General features: G+C 33.5%; 20 protein-coding genes. 14 read left to right on the top strand and 6 right to left on the bottom strand.

Going from position 1 to position 20,273, the window contains the following annotated elements; genetic code table 11:
• The first annotated feature begins 3 nt into the window (after nucleotides 1-3).
• The 3 genes from ICJ83_RS04640 to ICJ83_RS04630 all read left to right on the top strand — a co-directional run bounded on the left by ICJ83_RS04640 (nucleotide 4) and on the right by ICJ83_RS04630 (nucleotide 3,282).
• Nucleotides 4-363: a YraN family protein gene (locus ICJ83_RS04640; protein ID WP_188229176.1), complete on the top strand. Its 360-nt coding sequence runs from the start codon at nucleotides 4-6 to the stop codon at nucleotides 361-363.
• Between the two features lie 229 nt (nucleotides 364-592).
• On the top strand, nucleotides 593-2,215 hold the full coding sequence (locus ICJ83_RS04635) for a GAF domain-containing hybrid sensor histidine kinase/response regulator (protein WP_188229175.1): 1,623 nt from the start codon (nucleotides 593-595) through the stop codon (nucleotides 2,213-2,215).
• A 311-nt stretch (nucleotides 2,216-2,526) separates the two neighbouring features.
• A complete protein-coding gene (locus ICJ83_RS04630; protein ID WP_188229174.1) occupies nucleotides 2,527-3,282 on the top strand; it encodes a helix-turn-helix transcriptional regulator in 756 nt (251 codons plus the stop codon).
• Between the two features lie 4 nt (nucleotides 3,283-3,286).
• Here ICJ83_RS04630 and ICJ83_RS04625 read toward each other — a convergent pair whose 3' ends face one another.
• Complete coding sequence (locus tag ICJ83_RS04625; protein WP_223154587.1) at nucleotides 3,287-4,573, bottom strand: TlpA family protein disulfide reductase; 1,287 nt, start codon at nucleotides 4,571-4,573, stop codon at nucleotides 3,287-3,289.
• Between the two features lie 81 nt (nucleotides 4,574-4,654).
• Nucleotides 4,655-7,996 carry a transcription-repair coupling factor gene (mfd, locus tag ICJ83_RS04620; RefSeq protein WP_188229172.1) on the bottom strand — a complete coding sequence of 1,114 codons (3,342 nt, stop codon included), beginning with the start codon at nucleotides 7,994-7,996 and terminating at the stop codon, nucleotides 4,655-4,657.
• Nucleotides 7,997-8,266: 270 nt separating this feature from the next.
• Here mfd and ICJ83_RS04615 point away from each other — a divergent pair, with 270 nt between their 5' ends.
• On the top strand, nucleotides 8,267-8,698 hold the full coding sequence (locus ICJ83_RS04615) for a TerB family tellurite resistance protein (RefSeq protein ID WP_188229171.1): 432 nt from the start codon (nucleotides 8,267-8,269) through the stop codon (nucleotides 8,696-8,698).
• A 65-nt stretch (nucleotides 8,699-8,763) separates the two neighbouring features.
• Here ICJ83_RS04615 and ICJ83_RS04610 read toward each other — a convergent pair whose 3' ends face one another.
• Entirely contained in the window at nucleotides 8,764-9,660 is an 897-nt protein-coding gene (locus ICJ83_RS04610) for a DMT family transporter (RefSeq protein WP_188229170.1), read from the bottom strand.
• Between the two features lie 251 nt (nucleotides 9,661-9,911).
• Between ICJ83_RS04610 and ICJ83_RS04605 the strand changes: the two genes are divergently transcribed.
• From ICJ83_RS04605 to ICJ83_RS04560, 10 genes are all read left to right on the top strand, one after another.
• Nucleotides 9,912-11,075, top strand: a complete 1,164-nt coding sequence (locus ICJ83_RS04605; RefSeq protein ID WP_188229169.1) for a hypothetical protein — start codon at nucleotides 9,912-9,914, stop codon at nucleotides 11,073-11,075.
• Nucleotides 11,029-11,676 (top strand): OmpA family protein, encoded by a 648-nt coding sequence (locus tag ICJ83_RS17090; RefSeq protein ID WP_317173254.1) that lies wholly within the window; start codon nucleotides 11,029-11,031, stop codon nucleotides 11,674-11,676. Before ICJ83_RS04605 ends, ICJ83_RS17090 begins: the two co-directional genes overlap by 47 nt.
• Before the next feature lie 170 nt (nucleotides 11,677-11,846).
• Complete coding sequence (locus ICJ83_RS04595; protein WP_188229167.1) at nucleotides 11,847-12,548, top strand: hypothetical protein; 702 nt, start codon at nucleotides 11,847-11,849, stop codon at nucleotides 12,546-12,548.
• Between the two features lie 19 nt (nucleotides 12,549-12,567).
• Nucleotides 12,568-12,786, top strand: coding sequence for a hypothetical protein (locus ICJ83_RS04590; protein WP_188229166.1), 219 nt, complete (start codon nucleotides 12,568-12,570; stop codon nucleotides 12,784-12,786).
• Between the two features lie 57 nt (nucleotides 12,787-12,843).
• On the top strand, nucleotides 12,844-13,452 hold the full coding sequence (locus tag ICJ83_RS04585; protein WP_188229165.1) for a hypothetical protein: 609 nt from the start codon (nucleotides 12,844-12,846) through the stop codon (nucleotides 13,450-13,452).
• A gap of 12 nt (nucleotides 13,453-13,464) precedes the next feature.
• Nucleotides 13,465-13,989 (top strand): hypothetical protein, encoded by a 525-nt coding sequence (locus ICJ83_RS04580; protein ID WP_188229164.1) that lies wholly within the window; start codon nucleotides 13,465-13,467, stop codon nucleotides 13,987-13,989.
• Nucleotides 13,990-14,024: 35 nt separating this feature from the next.
• On the top strand, nucleotides 14,025-14,540 hold the full coding sequence (locus ICJ83_RS04575) for a hypothetical protein (protein ID WP_188229163.1): 516 nt from the start codon (nucleotides 14,025-14,027) through the stop codon (nucleotides 14,538-14,540).
• A 252-nt stretch (nucleotides 14,541-14,792) separates the two neighbouring features.
• On the top strand, nucleotides 14,793-15,173 hold the full coding sequence (locus ICJ83_RS04570; RefSeq protein ID WP_188229162.1) for a hypothetical protein: 381 nt from the start codon (nucleotides 14,793-14,795) through the stop codon (nucleotides 15,171-15,173).
• Nucleotides 15,152-15,970 (top strand): sensor histidine kinase, encoded by an 819-nt coding sequence (locus ICJ83_RS04565; protein ID WP_188229161.1) that lies wholly within the window; start codon nucleotides 15,152-15,154, stop codon nucleotides 15,968-15,970. Before ICJ83_RS04570 ends, ICJ83_RS04565 begins: the two co-directional genes overlap by 22 nt.
• On the top strand, nucleotides 15,960-16,703 hold the full coding sequence (locus ICJ83_RS04560) for a LytR/AlgR family response regulator transcription factor (RefSeq protein ID WP_188229160.1): 744 nt from the start codon (nucleotides 15,960-15,962) through the stop codon (nucleotides 16,701-16,703). The genes ICJ83_RS04565 and ICJ83_RS04560 overlap by 11 nt, the downstream gene beginning before the upstream one ends.
• On the opposite strand, the gene ICJ83_RS04555 is transcribed toward ICJ83_RS04560, so the two are convergent.
• The 3 genes from ICJ83_RS04555 to ICJ83_RS04545 all read right to left on the bottom strand — a co-directional run bounded on the left by ICJ83_RS04555 (nucleotide 16,700) and on the right by ICJ83_RS04545 (nucleotide 20,112).
• Nucleotides 16,700-18,832 (bottom strand): Tex family protein, encoded by a 2,133-nt coding sequence (locus ICJ83_RS04555; RefSeq protein WP_188229159.1) that lies wholly within the window; start codon nucleotides 18,830-18,832, stop codon nucleotides 16,700-16,702. The two genes, ICJ83_RS04560 and ICJ83_RS04555, sit on opposite strands and share 4 nt — an antisense overlap.
• Before the next feature lie 78 nt (nucleotides 18,833-18,910).
• The gene (locus ICJ83_RS04550; protein WP_188229158.1) at nucleotides 18,911-19,615 is read right to left on the bottom strand and encodes an OmpA family protein; all 705 of its coding nucleotides are present in this window, start codon (nucleotides 19,613-19,615) and stop codon (nucleotides 18,911-18,913) included.
• Nucleotides 19,616-19,641: 26 nt separating this feature from the next.
• Nucleotides 19,642-20,112: a lipocalin family protein gene (locus ICJ83_RS04545; protein ID WP_188229157.1), complete on the bottom strand. Its 471-nt coding sequence runs from the start codon at nucleotides 20,110-20,112 to the stop codon at nucleotides 19,642-19,644.
• Nucleotides 20,113-20,273: the final 161 nt, after the last annotated feature.

Below are 20,273 nucleotides of genomic sequence, written 5' to 3'. Positions count from 1 at the left end.
TTTATGGCACAACACAACGATTTAGGCAAAAAAGGTGAGCAGTTAGCAGTTGATTATCTGATAAATAACGGATATTCCATTTTAGAGCGAAACTACCGTTTTGATAAAGCAGAAATTGATATAATTGCCCAACACAGCAATGTTTTGGCAGTTATTGAGGTAAAAACACGGTCAAGCACCGGTTTTGGAAACCCTGAAGATTTTGTAAAGCCAAAGCAAATTAAAAACCTTGTTAAAGCTGTCGATGCGTATATAAATACATTTAACATAAACCTTGAAGTGCGTTTTGACATTATTGCAATAACCAAAATGAATAAAACATTTAATATTGAGCATCTTAAAGATGCATTCTACCATTTTTAATATACTTCTTCAGAATACTAACAAATGCTTACAAATAAAACTGTTTAATCTTTTTAAATTACTTATAGATCAATATTAACATAAATTACTTCATACACACTTCATTTTCCATATTTCCTACAGCATTCGCCCTACATTCTTATATCAAATCATTTTAGTTACCAATTTTACTGATAAATAGCTACTTATAAAAATCCCTCTCCTGTAGTTATCACTAAAAACTTTCATTATGAAGATAGTAACAAAAGCCTTCAAGGCCAAAGAAGAGGTTAAAAGACTAAAGCAACTACATTTTTACAACATTTTAAAAACTTCAAAAGAAGACCAATTTGATAATATTACACAACTAATATCTTATCAAATAAATATTCCTGTAGTTCTAATTACATTAATTGATCAAGATCGCATTTGGTATAAATCTAAAACAGGAATAGATATAAAAAGCATTCACCGAAAATTTTCTCCCAACAATTATGTTATAAATAATAAATCGCCTCTTATTATAGAAGACCTGAAGTTAGATGAACAATTTACAAACAACCCTTTAATTAAAAAACATGATTTTAGGTTTTATGCAGGCGTACCTATTGTAACACCAAAAGGGCAGATAATTGGGACGCTTTGTGTTTATGATATACTTCCGAAAAAAACAGATAAGTGTTTAATAGATGTTTTAACAATGTACGCCCGTACTATTATGGATTTAATCATTTTAAAACGGGAAAATCACAAAATCCAAAATTTATCCAAAATTAAAGACGATTTCCTTTCAAACATGAATCATGAAATAAGAACACCTTTAAATGCAATTATTGGCTTTAACGATTTACTTTCCAAACATTTAAAAACAAAAGAAGCTCAAACTTACTCGGGAATTATAAACGAAGCAGGCACGCAATTAAAAGTACTTTTAAATGACATTCTAGATATAAAGAACTTAAAAAAAGGGAAACTTCATTTAAAAAATTCACCAAATTCCATTCGTGAATTGTGCGAATACATCATAAAAATTACAGAACAACCAGCGAACGAAAAAGGTTTAACATTAAACTATAACATCGATGCTAACATTCCTGACATTTTAGAATTTGATAAGCCAAAATTATCTCAATTATTTCTACATGTTTTAAATAACGCAATAAAATTCACCCATAAGGGTTTTATTTCAATGCAGGTTAAATTACTTTGTATAAACACCAACAAAGCTTATATAAGGTTTAAAATAAAAGATACTGGAATAGGCATTCCTCAAAATAAGTTAAAATTGATTTTTAAAAATTTCTTTCAAATAGAAAATTTTAGCACCAAAAGATATGAAGGCGTAGGCATAGGTTTAACACTTGTAAAAAAATTAGTAGCACTATTTAACGGTAAAATAAAGGTAGATAGTATTGTTAATAGTGGCACCACAATTTTAATAGATATTCCTTTCAATATCCCAAACCCATTACCAAAACTAAGAACAAATAAACAAGGTTCGACAAAACTAAGTGATTTAAATATTCTTATTGTTGAAGACAACAAGTTCAATCAACAGCTTGCTAAAACAATTTTAACAAAACATCATGCCCGTGTAGATTTAGCTTCGAATGGAAAAATAGCTTTAAAACAAATTCAGAAGAACAATTATAGCTTAATACTTATGGATTTACAGATGCCAATTATGGACGGCTATACCTGTTCTAAACACATTAGAAATAAATTAAAATTAACAACTCCTATTATAGCTTGTACCGCTAATACCATGAACAACGAACGTAAAAAATGCTTGAACATTGGAATCAATGAATTTTTGTCAAAACCGTATCTATCACACGAACTTATAAACATAGTTTCAAAATATAAGGCTTAACTTAACCTCGTATTAAAACCACAAAAGACTTATATTCATATATATTCATACAATTACATGTTAAAATTCTTTTAAATCTCTAATGAATTTCGTACATTTATTATGATAAACTTATCATCCGCTCTGATTTAATAAATTTCAATACTCTCCTTGAAATTTATAACATCTTTTAATTTATAACATAAAAATTAACGCAAACCCTAACCCTAACGTCTTGTAACACCATTAACTTAATTAATGTCATAAACATGACATTTACCTCTATAATTATGGTTAGGTTTAAAAATGATATTAAATCAATAATTATTTCAATGATTTGTTTCACACTTATGGCGTGTTATACGAATCGGGTTGATCATGATGCTTCTATTTCTAAAATGCATCTAACAACTATTTTATCATCCAACCCTAGCAACGACAGTAATAATCAAAAAAATAGTGTTAGTCATAACCATATTATTACCTTTCTCATTGTAACGCTTTGCTTATTATCAATTATACAGGGTATTTTTATTCATCTTAACAAAAAGGCCTTGAAAAGAAACAAGGCGCTAAATATAAATCGCTTAAATTATTTAGAAATAGAAAAGAAAAATGCCTCATTAAATTCTAAAAATGAAGAAATAACTAAATTATTAAAATCAAATGAACGGATCCTGTTCTCTAAAATTTTACAACTTTCAATATACAACGATAAAATAAACAACATTGCCGATAAAGTATCACAATTAATAGCGTCTGAAAAAACAATATCTCCAAACAAATTGTTAAGTATTGAAAAGGCATTAAAGACACTTATTAATGAAGAAGAAATCTGGAATGATTTTAAAATTCAATTTGAAAAAGGCCGCCCCAATTTTTTTAAAAAACTAAAAAAAGCAGCTCCAGACCTTAGCGTAAACGAACTGAAGCACTGCACATATGTGCTTGCCAATATGCGAACAAAAGAAGTTTCAAAGTTAATTAATGTTTCGCCAAGGAGTGTGGAAACAGCACGTTACAGAATTAAGAAAAAATTAAATTTAGCTAAAGATTATAAATTATTTGACTTTTTACAACAATTATAAGAATCTACTTTTGCAATTTAAAATACCCTATCAAAGCATCAATATCTTCAGGCTTGGCAATAATACGCTTTTCCGCGTCTAATATAAAATATGATGGTGTTGCGGTTACACCATAATTATTTCCAATTTCATTATCCCAGTGTCCAGCACCATAAACATGAATAAAGTTAGGATAATCGTAGGTCATGCTTTTCCAGTTATAGGGTTCATCTTCTAGCCCCACTGCAATTACCCTAATCTCTTCTTTTGTTTTTGTTTTTATAAAATCTCTAAGTTGCGGAATTTCATCTAAGCAATGCCCACAAGTACTACTCCAAAACACTACGATATATGTTTTAGCCTCTGCTAACTCACTTAATTTTGTATTAACTTTTGAATTCCCTTTTTTCATTTCAAAAGAAAAATCTGGCGCAACCCTGCCGATAGAGGTGTTTTTATATAAGGTTAAACCTTCCAATAATTCTTTATCGTTTAAAGATTTTGCAATATCTATAAGGTAGGTGTCCGAAATATAGTTAGCAACTTTTTCATAATTTAAATCGCGCATTTGTTCCCATAAATCCACCAATAGTGTACGCTTAATCTCAAGAGGCGCATTTTTCATGGCTTTACAAAACACGTTTATATTCTTTTTGTAATTGGCATCCCTGTTTATAGAATCTACAGCGGTACCGAACACATAATTTACCATTCGCTCGTTTAAAAAATTTGAGCTTTGCAATGTTTTACTTGTAAAATTTACATGATCGAAATAATGAATTCTTAAATTTTTACTATATGTCTCCGCTTCTTCGTAATGCTCAGGAATATAAGGTCTATTAGCCTTTATAAAATGAAGAGCAATGGTGTTTTTTGCTAAATCTTCAAAGCCTTTTTGAGCTTCACGCTGTGTTTTAAAAATAGAAACAAGTGCTGTCGTATCTTTACTTTTTTCGCGGTAAAAATTATTAATACTATGGGTAATCATGGACATGCTATTATTATATGACGCCATTAATTTATTTTCTGAAGAAGAAAGTATTTTTAGCCCGGTTTCAGAATTAAAAGTTAGACTAATATCCTCCTTTTTGTTGTAAATAATATCGAAATTATAATCCTCTTCAGGAATAGCATAAACAATACGATACATGCCTTTGGTTACTGTAGAATCTAAAGAAATTTCAAAGCGTCCTTTTTCATCAACTTGGGCATGGGTAATATATTCTGAAATGGTTGGGGTAACTTTATATAACACAGCAACACGAAATTCTTCGGGAGGCGAAAACACCCCTTTAATGGTATGCTGAGCCATTATAAAATTTGAAATTAAAACGAATAAAATTAAAATCCTTTTCAAAATATTACTCTTTTGTAATTTACTTGTTTTCAATTATTAAGCCAAAATTGGCTGGATAGATTTTAAAGCCTGATCTACCGATTTAATATTATCAAATGTAAGTAATAATCTTAAACCATTTCGGGTTTGTTTCTCTTTCATTTTACAAGCCGAAGCATTGTTTTGCACAAATTGAAGCACCCTGGTAAAATTCTTGCTTTGATAAAAACTACTTTGCTGATCGTTTATAAAATAACCTATAAACTTACCTTGTTTCATAATGACTTTTTCGAATCCAATCTTAGTTGCAATCCATTTTATACGCACACTATTTAATAAATCTGACACTTGCTTAGGCAACTCTCCAAAACGGTCAATAAGCTCGCTTTCAAATTTATTTAACTCTTCTTCAGTTTTTAATCCGTTTAACTGCGTATACAAACTTAATCGTTCGGTAATATTGTTTACGTAATCATCTGGAAATAATAACTCAAAATCGGTATCAATAGTTACATCTTTAACGTATTCTTTTTTATCTTCATTGTCCTCATACAAATCCTTAAATTCGTTTTCTTTTAACTCTTCAATAGCTTCATTTAAAATTTTCTGATACGTATCAAAACCTATTTCATTAATAAAACCACTTTGCTCACCGCCTAACAAATCTCCTGCACCCCGTATTTCTAAATCTTTCATGGCAATATTAAATCCGCTTCCCAATTCGGTAAACTGCTCTAGCGCTGTAATACGTTTTCTAGCATCGTCGGTCATAGCCGAGTATTCTGGGGTAATAAAATAACAAAAGGCTTTCTTATTGCTTCGCCCTACACGGCCTCGCATTTGGTGCAAATCACTTAATCCAAAATTATTGGCATTATTTATAAAAATGGTATTGGCATTGGGAACATCGAGTCCGCTTTCAATAATGGTGGTACTCACCAATACATCGAAACCACCGTCCATAAACGATAACATAAGTTGCTCCAGTTTTTTTCCATCCATTTGTCCGTGCCCTACACCAATTTTAGCATCGGGAACCAAACGTTGAATCATTCCTGCAACTTCTTTAATATTTTCAATTCGGTTATGAATAAAGAAAATTTGTCCGCCACGTTCTATTTCGTAACTCACCGCATCCCGAATGGTTTCTTCATTAAAACGAATAACGTGACTTTCTATTGGATATCTATTTGGCGGCGGTGTGGTTATCACCGATAAATCTCTTGCTGCCATTAAACTAAACTGAAGTGTTCTCGGAATAGGAGTCGCAGTTAATGTTAATACATCGACATTTTCTTTTATCGTTTTTAGCTTTTCCTTTACTGCTACCCCGAATTTTTGCTCCTCATCTACGATCAATAATCCTAAATCTTTAAACTTAACCGTTTTATTAGCCAGTTGATGGGTGCCTATAATAATATCCACGCTTCCATTTTCAACACCAGTAAGAGTTTCGCGTTTTTCTTTTGCTGTTCTAAATCTATTTACGTAATCTACAGTTACCGGAAAATCTTTGAGTCGTTTTCTAAACGTACGATAATGTTGATATGCTAAAATAGTTGTAGGTACCAATACAGCAACCTGTTTTCCATTATCAACGGCTTTAAAAGCTGCTCGAATGGCAACTTCTGTTTTACCAAAACCTACATCACCACACACCAATCGATCCATTGGGCGCTCGCTTTCCATGTCAGCTTTTATATCAGCAGTCGCAGTACTTTGATCGGGTGTATCTTCATAAATAAATGACGCTTCCAGCTCATGTTGCATATAACTGTCTGGTTTATACTGAAAGCCTTTTTCGGTTTTACGTTTGGCGTAAAGTTTTATTAAGTTGAAAGCGACATGCTTAACGCGCGACTTTGTTTTTTCTTTTAAGTTTTTCCAGGCACTACTACCTAATTTATAGATTTTTGGGGGTTTCCCGTCTTTACCATTAAACTTGGTTATTTTATGTAGCGAATAAATACTTAAATATAATACATCGCGCTCGCCGTATACTAATTTTATAGCCTCTTGCTTATTGCCATCAACATCTATTTTCTGCAACCCCCCAAAGCGCCCTATACCATGGTCGATATGGGTAACATAATCACCGATATCTAAATTGGTTAATTCCTTTAAAGTAATAGCCTGCTTTTTGGCATAACCATTTTTAACATTAAATTTATGATAACGCTCAAATATTTGATGATCGGTGTAGCAAGCTATTTTACTATCGGCATCAATAAACCCTTGATGTAAGGATAAAATGATGGTAGAATATTGCTTTACATCGAGGTTAGAATCGTCGAAAATATCATGAAAACGCTTGGCTTGCTGTTCGCTTACGCAAGCTATATAATTGGTAAAACCTTCTTCATGATTCGCATTTAAATCTTCAATTAATAAATTGAATTGCTTATTAAACGAAGGTTGGGGTGTGGTATGAAATTCAATTAGTTCATTTGCACTGAAAATTGATGTTCTTCCAAATTCAACTAAAGAAAATCCTAAAAGTTGTCTTTTTAATAACTCCGCATTACAGAATAACTCCTCTGGTTTAGCATGCTTTATATCGGCCGACAACGTTTTGAAAGCGTCCTCAGCCTTCTCATAAAAATCATCGATTCGCGAAAACAATAATTCGGCATTTTTAACACAAACCACAGTTTTTTGCGCGATATATTTAAAGAAACTCTGTCTGCTTTCCTGTAATAACTTGTTGGCTACATTAGGAATGATGTCTATTTTTTTTATCTGATTTACCGAAAGCTGTGTTTCCACATCGAAGGTGCGTATACTATCCACTTCGTCTCCAAAAAACTCAATACGATAAGGTTCATCATGTGAAAATGAAAACACATCAACAATTCCTCCACGCACCGAAAACTCACCAGGCTCCGTTACAAAATCAACCCGCTTAAACTGGTATTCAAAAAGGATTTCATTAACAAAGTCGATAGACAATTTATCGCTTACTCCAATTTTTAAGGTATTCCGCTCTAATTCCTTTCTAGTGACCACCTGTTCGAAAAGCGCATCTGGATAGGTTACAATAATTGCAGGTTTTTTTCGCGAATTTATGCGGTTTAAAACCTCAGCACGCAATAGTACATTGGCATTATTGGTTTCTTCAATTTGATAAGGCCTGCGGTAACTTCCTGGATAGAATAATACCTCTGTATTTCCACAAAGGTGTTCTAAATCGTTGAGATAAAAAGCAGCCTCTTCTTTATCATTAAATACTAATAAAAAAGGCTTTGCGCTTACTTTAAACACATTGGAAATTACAAAAGAAAATGCCGATCCTACGAGGCCCTTTAAATGCACTCTGGTTTCGGAATTGGCAATAGCGTTCTGCAGTTTTTGCGTTTGCAAAAGCTGTTCGTAGGTTTTCGAGATATCTATTTTACTCACCTCGTTATTGGGTTTTTAAAGTTGCAAAGATACGGTTTACATTCCTTTTTTAATTGATATTCTAAATTAGAATTCGATGAATCCTATTTCTTATTTAATCAAGAATCTAATTCCGACATAAATTGATTTATCAAATGAAGCATAAACCCATACGGCTAAAGGCTTACTACTAGAAAATATTTAAGACAAAATCTCATTTTCAAATGTTTTTTTATAAGAAAATTGTTAAAAAATATGTAGGTTTGCATCACTTTTAAAACAATTAAACTTATGTCGTTTTCAGATTTATTTGACAGTGGATTTAAAAAGCGTAACGAAGACCATTTTGCGGCTATCGTTCGCGTTGCTATGGCCGACGGATTCATTTCTAGTGATGAACGTGCCTTTTTAGACAGATTAGCAAGAAACTTAGATATTAGTGAAGCAGATTATAAAATAATCTTAAAAGATTACAAGACGCATCCTATTAACCCTCCACACGATTACGACAGACGCTTAGAGCGTTTGTTCGACTTAGCTCGTATGGTTTATGTAGATCATATTAAAGGAGATTTAGAAGAGCTTTTACTTAGAAAAATAGCAGTTGGTCTTGGTTTTCATCCTGAAAACGTTAAATATATTGTCGACAAGGCGCTTACATTGGTAGCCAATGGTGTTGATTTAGATACATTTAGTGACGAAATGAAGAATATGAATAAATAATGATTATTCATTTTTCATAAAATTGAAAAGCGAACCTGGTGGTTCGCTTTTTTTTGTGATATATTCTAAGAATTAGTAATCCTCATTTTAAGCCTTGATTTATTTCTGAAAATGGGCTTATCAAAAAAAGTAATGCGAATTCCGAATAGCAATAGCACCCCTCCAAACACCATTTGATAGGAAATGGATTCCCCAATAAATATCCAGGCTAAAAAAGAAGCAAGAATTCCCTGCCCTAATAAACTTACCGAGACACGAGTAGCTCGCATATGTTTTGTTGCATAACTAATTAATAACCACGCAAGCAACTGACAAATAACAGCCTGCACAACAAGTACATACCACCCCAAATCGGAAAAGCCGTAAAAAGGTTGGTTTAAAGTATAGCTTAAACCAGCTAAATATACAGATGATGCCAATAAACTCAAGGTCATAAAGGTTAATACATTCATGGCTTTTAATACATGTTTACTAATTAACATATAAAAGGCGTATAGCACGCCGGATAAAACACCAAAAATAAATGCCAAATCGACATCTAAATTTTTAAAAACTGAAAAGCCTACCAACATAACCATTCCAATAAGAGCTATTCCTGTTCCAATCCAAAAATTAACTTTTGGCTTATCTTTCAAAAAACACAATGCCAAAACACCTACCCAAATTGGCGATAAATTAGTAAGTAAAGAAGCTTGAGTTGCCGTAGATTCCTGAATAGCAATATTCCAAACAGCTACATCGCTACCAAATATAACACCACATAACAGCGCCAACAATACAGTTTTTATATTCGGAATTTTAAATTGTTTAGCAATCAAGACATAAGGCAATAACAAAACCAAAGAAAACAACATCCTATAAAACGCCGAAATAACCCCAGGGGTTAAATTTAACTTAACCAAAATTGGGAAAACAGAAATACATAATATCCCAATAGCTAAAGCTACTCTTGCCTTTTTCATCTAATCTACAATTAACAATTTTTGAGCCGGCTAAAATAGTGATTATCAATACATATAAAATGTTAAATTTTTGGCATTTTATTATCAATATTTTGAAGACAATAGCAAAAAAAAAAATCTCTAATCATGGATTAACATCCCCCATTAATATATCCAAACACGCAATTTATAAATCCTTCATTTGCGTTACTTCCTTACCGCTTTAAATTGCCAGCCTAATCCATTAAGTCCCTAAATAATACTCATTTATTATGAAACATATTTTTAAACTACTTGTGTTATTAATTGCTTATTCTATAACAGCACCAAGTTTTGCACAACAACCCAACAATGATACTCATTACTTTCAGGTATCACCGAGAATCGGTTACGATTTTCCAACCTATAACAACAACACACCTTATATAGATTATAGGGGTGGGGTAGACCTTGGATTGTCCTTAGATTATTATTTTAACTGGTTCGGACTAGGTTTTGATTTCGATTATATTAAAAATAAACCTAAAAGTACCTACCCAACAACAAACCTTTTTGAAGCCAATGGTACCCCCATTATCAACTTCGATTTAACCGAAAATAAAATAACACGTATATTTTATGGCATCGGACCTAACTTTCAATACCGAAATCCTAATCGAAAATTTACAGCCGAATTAATTACCCGTTTAGGTTTAGCCTCGATTAAAGGCGGTAGACTTCTATTAACAGACAACCCATATACAACGCTTTTAAATTTTCATGCAGGGTACGATGCTAAAAGTGTTTTTTCATTTAAAAGTCAGTTGCGATTTACCTATTCTTTAAACGACAACTTCGGTATAAATGCGGGTGCTTATTACCTACATCATTATAATGTTGAAGAACTTGTAGACTCTGCTTTAAATATTTCATCGGGATACTACGCCTTTAACACCTTCAATGAAGAAGAAACAAGCTTCCATTATTTAGAACAAGGTGGCACGGAAATTCGAGAAGAACCCTGCGATTGCGATATTTATTCTGTGGGCTTTTTTGCTGGAATCACTTATAAATTCAATAAAAGAACAAAAGTTTGTCAGGTTTGTGGCGAAGATCATTACCCGAGATGCTGCAATACCTGTGGCTGTGGTGTTACGGTTACTGCACGAGACAAATATACCAACGAAACATTACCAAATACCGATGTTGCACTTACCGACCTTAACGGAAACATAATACAAAGCGGCACAACAAACACTTATGGTGTGGTTGTTTTTAACGATGTTACCCCAAACGACTATATTGTTAAAGGAAAACTTTATAACCTAAATCTCGAAGAAACCAGCATTGCTAAAGCCGAATTTAAAGACTGTAAAGCCGATGGTAACAGCATTCAAAAAGTTATTAAATATGGCGATTTTAAACTTTATTTTAAAAGGAAATGTGGTAGAGTGTAACACCGAAAAAGGACTTCAAGATGTAGACGTCATTCTTAGAAATACTATCGATCCGGGGCAAAAAAACACACTGTCTGATGCAAATGGTGATTTTATTTTCCATTTAAAACAAGCTTCAACATTTAAATTAAAAGGAAATAAAGACGGCTATTTTTCAAATGAAGTCAATATAAACACCAACGAATACGACCGAAACCAATCGCTATTTATCGATTTCGAAATGTGTGCCAATCCTTGTGGTACAGCCATTAAACTCGATAATATTATTTTCAATTTAGATAAATGGGATATTCTTCCTGCTGCCGAAACAGACTTAAATTACATTGTAAAACTTATGCAGGAAAACCCAGGTATTAAAGTTGAAATGTCGTCGCATACCGATTCTCGCGGAAGCCACGAATACAACCAGGAGTTGTCTCAAAAACGAGCACAATCTACCGTAGACTATTTAACAAATAAAGGCATTGTTAGAAACCGCCTTATAGCTCGTGGTGCTGGCGAAACAGAATTGCTTAACCACTGTGCCGATGGTGTTTCATGCACCGAAGCCCAACATACTATAAACCGCAGAACAGAATTTAAAATAATTTGTTTAGAGTAATTTTTTGAGTTAGTCACCCTCCGGTCAAGGTGGATTTAAACCTTAATGACACCTTGGCCTTTTTAAAAAATTAATAATGATAGAATGAGTCTTGATAATTAAGTAGATACCAATCGAAAAATATTATTGGCAAATTCCATCGGACAAAACAATCAGTAAATAACAAACAGATGAAAACTCTATATATAAAATCAACTTCAATACTAACCCTTACCATACTTATGGTTTTAGCTACTTTCATGGCTTGTAATAACGACGAATCATGTGGATATACACAATGTACAGAATCTTGCAATAGCTATGAAGATTTCGAAGAGAGAGAGTTAGGAACTGCTGGCAACTGGATTGGTGTATTAACTAGTGCATTAGAATATAGAACCAGAAATGGCTCTCAGGTACTTTACGTTCGCGATGGTTCCGGAGGCACTTTAGCCTATAATCCTGTAGATTTTCCAGATAATTTAATCACCCAAGGTTGTGCACTGCGTTTCGATATAGAATACCAGGCAGGATCTAACAATAATCTCACCACAAACAACGGAATTGGTATTTATAGCGACACCAACCCGACCAATGCCGCTTTTAGAGCTTATTTTACATTAAACGCATCCAACCTGATTACTTCAAGAAATCCACCTACGACCATTGAAGTTCCTTTAGAACTTGCTTCAGGAACCAGTTTGCCATCTAATAATTTTGGCTCGTGGATAATAACCCCTTCTACATCACCATCCGCCGACGTGACGAACTTTAATGCTTTAATCCAAAATATAGAAGGGATCTATTTTTCTATCGACGAAGGTGGCAACCCAGCCGAGCAATGGTGGTTTGATAACTTCTGTTTCAAACAATGCTGTCCTTTAAAATTTTAACAACTTAAACTTATTAATCATGACAAAATCAATTTTTACAACCATTTTATTTATCACGACAACTTTAATAATTAGCTGTAATTCAACATCGGAAGGCGAAGGCGCAGTTAAATCTTTAGAAATGTCTAAACCAGATGTTATAGTTATAATTTTTAAAGATGGGCATCGAGAACATTTTTGTCCAAAAGAAAAAGGCTCATCCACTTATACTCCTTGTCCAATTTTGGCTAATAACTAAAATGAAAGAAACTATAACACTATTTAAATAATATTTAAATCCTAAATCTAAAAAGAAATGAAAACCGTAATGATCTTATTAATCGCTCTCATATTTTTTTCCAGTTGTGAATCCGACGATCCGCCTGCAACTTTGGATGTTAATTCATTCCAAATCTCAGGAAACACTTATAACACTGGTCATGGCTATTTATTGCTGGACGATGGCCCCAATTTTACCAATGGCTTTGGTCTTGGCTTTCTTAACGGCATCATGATTGACGACAATATTAATGGAGCCTCTATAGAAACAACTACTACACATGGTGTAGCGTTGTGGGTCGATTTATCGACTACGCCTTCAATTTCTGAACAAGATGTTACAAACCAAATTATTAGTAACACAACTTACAATTTAAACGAAGAAACCACCGCTATAATAAACATAACGAACTATACCAATACGCATACTTACAATGGTTCAACATATGGTGAACCCGATGAGCCTGGAGCCACTACTTACGAAACTGGAGCGACAGGCAATGGTACTGTAACCATTAATTCATTTTCGGTTAACCTAACCTCCAGAACAGGAACTATAGATTGCACCTATGCCTTTATGGATAACAACGGTGTTAATATAACCGGAAATTACATGGGTAGTTTCGATATTATAAATGAATTTTAATCCCTAGAAATCATGAAAAACACAATTAAATATTTTATAAATATTTTAATAATCACCCTACTGTTATCAAGTTGTGGCCCTGAAGATGAACCACGACAAAATGCTAACCGCGGTGCCGAAAAAATTGAAGTTTACCTTAACGGAAGCTCAACCCCATTAACCTTTAACGATAATATTGTAGCCAAAGATTATCCCATACCAGCAACAACAGGTTATAGTAATCAGTTTATAATTAGTTCAGAAGATACTGTTACGGGAAATAAGTTCTGGTTAAATTTTGGATCATCCTTTACACCAGCTCCATTTACAGTTACAGTTCCATCTACCGAAACACTTAGCGGAGCCGTAACCAACCGATTAAAAATTGACGGCATTAATTTCGATGATGCTGCAGCCAATAGTTTAACTATAACTTACACAACATTCGATACAAATACAGGAGGCGAAATCGATTTAAATATTAACGGTACATATTACGAGATATCTAATACTAGTCCTAAATCAGTAAATATCAATATTCACGTACATCGTGATTAATAATTTTCCTATATTAATCTAAATTATTTTTAATTATGAAAAACTTAACCTCAAAAATCCTATTTATTATTTGTATAATTCTGGCACTTATGTGGTATCTGCAATACCAGGAAAACCAGAGCTACAAGACAGAACCTAATAATTTAATTTCGAATGAAGAAGCCGAAAGTATGCGTGCTTTATACCTAGAAAACCAATACCAATTTATTAACCAAGGCTTAGAAGCACGTTTTGGCGTTGCCGAAAAAGACTTTACCGAGTTTACCATACCCATTGAAAATTTAAAAGGCTACATCTATAAAACAGAACAAGCTGCCAAAGAAAACGATTACGAAAATTTAGGTATACGTTTTTTTCTTGGTGCAAAAAAAGTTAATAATACACCTAAAACTACTTTATTTTATCGTGCTGTGGGAAGTCAAATCAAAGATCAACTTAAAAAACCAATTAGATATGATAAAATCCCTCAAATGATGGAGGTTTATCCAGGAGATAAAATTGAAAGCGGAGGTAGCAATGGGGGAAGTGGTAAGCCAGAACGCACTAATTAATTGCCTCTATTTTAATAAATGTTAGCTCTAATTTCGAAATTAGTTCTGTTTTTAACCCTAAGTACTGGACTTATCAAATTTAAATACCTTAAAACATGGCATGAAAAAATATTTTTAGTCTATTTGTTATTTGTTTTTATTAATGAAATTATTGTAAGATTTAAACTCAGAAATGAAAATTTTACATTTTATGTTAATTATAACCTCTACGACATATTAACTTTTAGCTTTTTTATATTTTGGATTTATAAAATGGTTACCTATAAAAAAGCTGTGCTTTTTGCTGGATTATTGTATTTCGCTTGCTTATGTTTTAGTCTTTATAAAGAATCATTTTTTAATGGATTTTTAAACGTCAATGTTTTTACGGGCACCATTATTATATTGATTTTGGTCGTTGTTTATTACATCGATTTATTAAAATCGCGTTTAGCTATTAACTTTTTATCGTTACCCGAATTTTGGGTAGTTACCGGATTACTTGTTTTTAACATTGGCTATTTACCTATTTTAATTTTAATACACGCTAATATCGAAACAGCAATAGATACCAATATGGAAATGTTTATTCTAAACCTATTGCTATATGGTTCCTTTATAAAAGCTTTTTTATGCTACAAACCACAGAATTAAATATCATGCTCATTACCAGCGTCTTTATTATTCTAGGAATAATAATGGCACTAGTGATTTTATTTTCTGTATTTATGTCCAAAAAAAACACATTAATACAAGAACAGCTGGAAACCAAACTAGCCAACCAAAAACGACAATACGAGTTACAGCTAAATGCACTTCGCGCGCAAATGAATCCGCATTTTGTACATAATTCTTTAAATGCCATACAGTATTATATTCAATTAAACGATGTTGAGAAAAGTGAAGATTATCTAGCGCAGTTTTCTAAATTAATGCGTCTCTTTTTCGAGTATTCTCGCAAGCAACACATCTCGCTAGAAAATGAAATCCATTCACTTAAAAGCTATTTAGAAATCGAAAAATTAAGGTTTGAAGATAAATTTGATTTTCAATTTCAAATCGATTCCGATTTGGATACGCAAGACCTTTTTCTTCCTCCTATGATTTTACAGCCATTGGTTGAAAACGCCATTAACCATGGTATTTTCCATAATCAAACCAGAGGACAATTATGGATTAATTTTAAATTAACTGAAGCACAAAATTTTCAAATTGAAATTATAGACAATGGCATTGGTATAAATGCCGCTAGAAAGCGTTTCAAATCGAAACTTGAACAACATACTGAACATTCTGGATACGTCCTTGAAGAGCGATTAGGCTTACTAAAAGAAAGCAATTCCTGGCATATAGACTTTACTATTTTGGATCGCCAAGAAACTGAAAACACAAACGGAACCAAGGTTATTTTAACCTTTTTTACAGAAAAAACTTTAAGTCATGACCATTAAAACCATTCTTATTGACGATGAACGGAAAGCTGTTGCTATTTTAAAAAATAAATTAGAACGACTCTGTCCCAATATTAAGGTTATTGCCGAAACACAAAACCCTAACGAGGGCATTGCTCTAATTAAAACGCTAAAGCCCGATTTAGTCTTTTTAGACATTGCCATGCCAGAATTAAGTGGTTTTGATGTTTTAAAACAATTCAACAACCCCGAATTTGAAATTATTTTTGCTACGGCATTCGATTCGTATGCCATCGAAGCCATAAAACATTGCGCTATTGGCTATTTAGTAAAACCCATTGACAACGCCGACCTAGTTAATGCAGTAACTTATGCACAAAATAATATTAAGGACAAAGTCTCACTTCAACTAAACAAGCAGCTTATTGAAAATTTAGGCGTTACAACATTTCAAAAAAAGAAAATCATTATCCCATCTGTTGAGGGGTTAGAATTTATAACCATCGAAAATATTTTGCACTGCGAAGGAGAAACTGGATATACAAAAATTCATTTAACCTCAAAGAAAACTTTATTAAGCTCCAGTAGTATTGGCCATTTCCATAAACTCTTAGAAAACAACAACTTTTACCTGGTACATAAATCCCACCTAATCAACCTCAGTTTTATTGAAAAATATTTAAACGAAGGTTATGTCATTCTTCAGGGAAACACAAAAGTTCCAGTGTCAAGAAATAGACGTCAAGATTTTATTGAACGATTAAGAACCTAATTTTTTTTATGCAACTTTAATTGTATACGCTTACGCGGAAGATCCACTTCGAGTACCTCAACAATAACCTGCTGATGTAAGTTCACATGCGCATTGACATCACTCACAAACCCATCAGAAAGGTTTGAGATATGAATCAAGCCACTTTCCTTTATCCCTACATCTACAAAAGCTCCAAAATTGGTAATATTATTAACAATCCCAGGCAATAACTGCCCCTCCTGTAAATCGTTTATTGTTTTAATGTTTTGATTGAATGTAAACACCTTAGCCTGCTCACGAATATCTAAACCTGGTTTCTTAAGTTCTTTTACAATATCCTCAAGTGTTGGTAAGCCAATAGTACTTGTGCAATACTTATTTAAGTTTATTGCACTTAACACCTTTTCATTACCTACCAATGAAGCAATCTCTTCCCCTAAATCTTTAGCCATTTTCTCTACTATATTGTAACTTTCAGGATGTACAGCCGAATCATCTAATGGGTTTTTAGCTCCCTTTATTCTTAAAAAAGCAGCACCTTGTTGAAACGCCTTATCTCCTAACCGAGGTACTTTTTTAATAGCCGAACGCGATTTAAATATGCCATGTTCATTTCGATAATTAACGATATTTTCAGCAAGCTTAGATCCAATGCCCGATACATAACTTAATAAACTTATACTTGCTGTATTAATGTTTACTCCCACGGCATTCACACAACTCTCAACAACTGTATCTAATTCCTTCTTTAATTTCACCTGATCAACGTCATGTTGATATTGCCCAACACCAATAGATTTTGCGTCTATTTTTACCAATTCGGCTAAGGGGTCTTGCAAACGACGACCAATCGATACCGAACCTCGAACAGTAACATCATAATTGGGGAATTCTTCTCGAGCTATTTTTGAAGCCGAATATATACTGGCTCCTGCTTCGCTTACCACAAAGACCTGGATATCATTTTTAAAATGAATTTTTCTTATCAAAGCCTCTGTTTCTCGAGACGCCGTACCGTTGCCGATAGCAATAGCTTCTATTTTATAAGCCTCGCAAAGTGAACTTATTTTTTTTATAGCGCCCGAGCTGTCGTTTTTTGGCGGATGCGGGTAAATGGTTTCATTATACAACAAACTGCCCTTAGCATCTAAACAAACCACCTTACAGCCTGTTCTAAAGCCTGGATCGATTGCCAAAACGCGTTTTTCGCCCAACGGCGAACCTAACAGCAACTGTTTTAAATTTTTTGCAAACACAGTAATAGCAGCTTCATCGGCTTTTTCCTTGGCAATTTGCAAAGCTTCATTAGACAATGCAGGTAACAACAAACGCTTATAAGCATCGGCGATAGCTAATCCAATTTGCTCAGCGCAAGCATTACGAGAACGTATCAACCTATCTTCAATTTTAGCCAATGCTCGTTCATCGTCAATTGTAATTTTTACTTTAATAAAACCTTCTGATTCGGCCCGTAAAATCGCCAATAAACGGTGCGACGGTATACGACTCAACTTTTCTTCCCAGTCGAAATAATCTCTGAATTTCTGCGCCTGTTCTTCCTCCTTTTTCGTTTTTACAGCTTTGGTTAAAATCATGGCATTACGCTCCATCTGGTATCGTATATGGTTGCGAATATCGCTGCGCTCGTTAATCCATTCAGAAATAATATGACGTGCGCCCTCTAAGGCTTCATCTACCGAATGCACATCGCCTTTAACATATTTAAACCCGATAGACTCAATATCATTTGCGTTTTGACTCATGATGATTTTAGCCAAAGGTTCGAGTCCGTTTTGCCGTGCTTTATCGGCTTTAGTCTTTCTACTTCTTTTAAACGGAAGATATAAATCTTCAAGTGCTGTTAAATCCTGCGTAGATTCAATTGTATCGCGAAGTTCTGGCGTTAGACTACCTTGTTCTTCAATGGCTTTTAAAATGCTGCGTTTTCGCTTTTCTAGCGCCTCAAATTGTTCTTTATTCTTAACAATTTCACCAATTTGAACCTCATCTAAATTTCCGGTACGCTCTTTTCTGTATCTCGAAATAAAAGGTATGGTACAATCTTCATTTAGTAACGCTATAGTATTTTCTACTGAAGTCTTTGGTAATTGGGTATTCGATAATATATATTGAACAAGTGCTGTCATCTCCTGGGTTATTTCAAAAAAAAATCTCGTTTTCAAAGTAACATTGAAAACGAGATTTAAACAAATATAAATATCTTTTTAATTGCCCGCTTCGGCTTTAGCGTCTTCTATCATTTTTTCATTAGGAACGATAGCCACATTCACACGTCGGTTTTTGGCGCGACCTTCAGCCGTCCCATTGTCGGCGATTGGTTGCTCTTCTCCAAACCAATTTGTTGTTAGCCTACTCGAAGAAATTCCATTAGATGTTAAATAATTTGTAACGGAATTAGCACGATTTTTTGACAAGGTCATATTGTAAGCCGCATCTCCAGTACTATCGGTATGGCCTACGACTAAAATATTCGTATCTGGATATTCTTTAAACACACCAATTAATTTATTCAAGGTTGCTTGAGAAGCCGAGTTAATATTGTATTTATTGGTATCGAAAAATACACCACTATTCTCATCAAAGGTTACCACAATACCCTCATCGACACGTTCTACTTGTGCGCCCGGAATTTCTTCTTCAATTTGTTGCGCCTGTTTATCCATTTTATTTCCAATAAGTACTCCGGCACCACCACCAATAACTCCACCAATAACAGCTCCTAATTCACCGTTACCTCCTTTACCAACATTGTTTCCGATAATAGCTCCTAAAATAGCACCACCAGTAGCTCCTATTACACCGCCTTTTTGTTTATTGTTTGCATTTTGTACCGATTTACAACTTGCAGTTGACAAAACGCACGCCAGTGCTAATAACAAAATACCAGTTCTATTTAATACTTTTTTCATAATTGTATAAGGTTTTATTATTCAATTTATATTTTTTTGAAATTCATTGAAATTGTAAAAGGCTGATTATCTACAATAACGGTTTGTTGCCATTGCATTTGCGAATCGGAAAGTGCCGTAAGACTTAATCGAAACCCTTTATTGGTTTGAGATTTACCTTTCTCGTCTGTAGGTTTTAATAAGAAATCGTACAATCCAGTTGTTTCATCTATTTCATCAATGGTAAAAATAAAATGACGGTCGCCGGCCTCGCAAGCATACTTGTTAATAGAATACATACCTGTATTATTATTGGGTATAAACTGCCAAGTACTACCTTCGAAACATGATTTTGATGCATCATCTAACAAAGTGACATTGTACTGTCCAGATTTGCTATAGCTAATATCGCTTAGCGTCCAATTTCCCTTAATTACTTTTCTCGAATCTCTTATGGTTTTCGATCCACCACAGGCCATAAAAGTCACGGCCAGAACTAACAAAATAACTCTTTTCATATAAATTTTATAAAAATTAATAGCTTACTCTAAATATACGAAAGGTTGACGATTTACAGATTACTTACTGAGTAAATTCCTGACGAAACCCTTAGTAAAATTAATACGCTATAGATTAGACACAAAAAAAATGACATGGATACATGATAACAAAAAAAAAC

Origin of the sequence: Aestuariibaculum sediminum (genome assembly GCF_014596945.1) — a bacterium.
GTDB classification, from domain to species: domain Bacteria; phylum Bacteroidota; class Bacteroidia; order Flavobacteriales; family Flavobacteriaceae; genus Aestuariibaculum; species Aestuariibaculum sediminum.
This window is presented reverse-complemented; position numbering and strand designations above follow the sequence as displayed.

Coding starts and splice junctions, on each gene's coding strand:
- ICJ83_RS04555 (WP_188229159.1), bottom strand. CDS start 18,832: ATGACAGCACTTGTTCAATATATATTATCGAATACCCAATTACCAAAG.
- ICJ83_RS04545 (WP_188229157.1), bottom strand. CDS start 20,112: ATGAAAAGAGTTATTTTGTTAGTTCTGGCCGTGACTTTTATGGCCTGT.
- ICJ83_RS04565 (WP_188229161.1), top strand. CDS start 15,152: ATGCTACAAACCACAGAATTAAATATCATGCTCATTACCAGCGTCTTT.
- ICJ83_RS04635 (WP_188229175.1), top strand. CDS start 593: ATGAAGATAGTAACAAAAGCCTTCAAGGCCAAAGAAGAGGTTAAAAGA.
- ICJ83_RS04610 (WP_188229170.1), bottom strand. CDS start 9,660: ATGAAAAAGGCAAGAGTAGCTTTAGCTATTGGGATATTATGTATTTCT.
- ICJ83_RS04630 (WP_188229174.1), top strand. CDS start 2,527: ATGATTTGTTTCACACTTATGGCGTGTTATACGAATCGGGTTGATCAT.
- ICJ83_RS04605 (WP_188229169.1), top strand. CDS start 9,912: ATGAAACATATTTTTAAACTACTTGTGTTATTAATTGCTTATTCTATA.
- ICJ83_RS04615 (WP_188229171.1), top strand. CDS start 8,267: ATGTCGTTTTCAGATTTATTTGACAGTGGATTTAAAAAGCGTAACGAA.
- ICJ83_RS04625 (WP_223154587.1), bottom strand. CDS start 4,573: ATGGCTCAGCATACCATTAAAGGGGTGTTTTCGCCTCCCGAAGAATTT.
- ICJ83_RS04560 (WP_188229160.1), top strand. CDS start 15,960: ATGACCATTAAAACCATTCTTATTGACGATGAACGGAAAGCTGTTGCT.
- ICJ83_RS04570 (WP_188229162.1), top strand. CDS start 14,793: ATGGTTACCTATAAAAAAGCTGTGCTTTTTGCTGGATTATTGTATTTC.
- ICJ83_RS04575 (WP_188229163.1), top strand. CDS start 14,025: ATGAAAAACTTAACCTCAAAAATCCTATTTATTATTTGTATAATTCTG.
- ICJ83_RS04640 (WP_188229176.1), top strand. CDS start 4: ATGGCACAACACAACGATTTAGGCAAAAAAGGTGAGCAGTTAGCAGTT.
- ICJ83_RS04590 (WP_188229166.1), top strand. CDS start 12,568: ATGACAAAATCAATTTTTACAACCATTTTATTTATCACGACAACTTTA.
- ICJ83_RS17090 (WP_317173254.1), top strand. CDS start 11,029: ATGGCGATTTTAAACTTTATTTTAAAAGGAAATGTGGTAGAGTGTAAC.
- ICJ83_RS04595 (WP_188229167.1), top strand. CDS start 11,847: ATGAAAACTCTATATATAAAATCAACTTCAATACTAACCCTTACCATA.
- ICJ83_RS04585 (WP_188229165.1), top strand. CDS start 12,844: ATGAAAACCGTAATGATCTTATTAATCGCTCTCATATTTTTTTCCAGT.
- ICJ83_RS04550 (WP_188229158.1), bottom strand. CDS start 19,615: ATGAAAAAAGTATTAAATAGAACTGGTATTTTGTTATTAGCACTGGCG.
- ICJ83_RS04580 (WP_188229164.1), top strand. CDS start 13,465: ATGAAAAACACAATTAAATATTTTATAAATATTTTAATAATCACCCTA.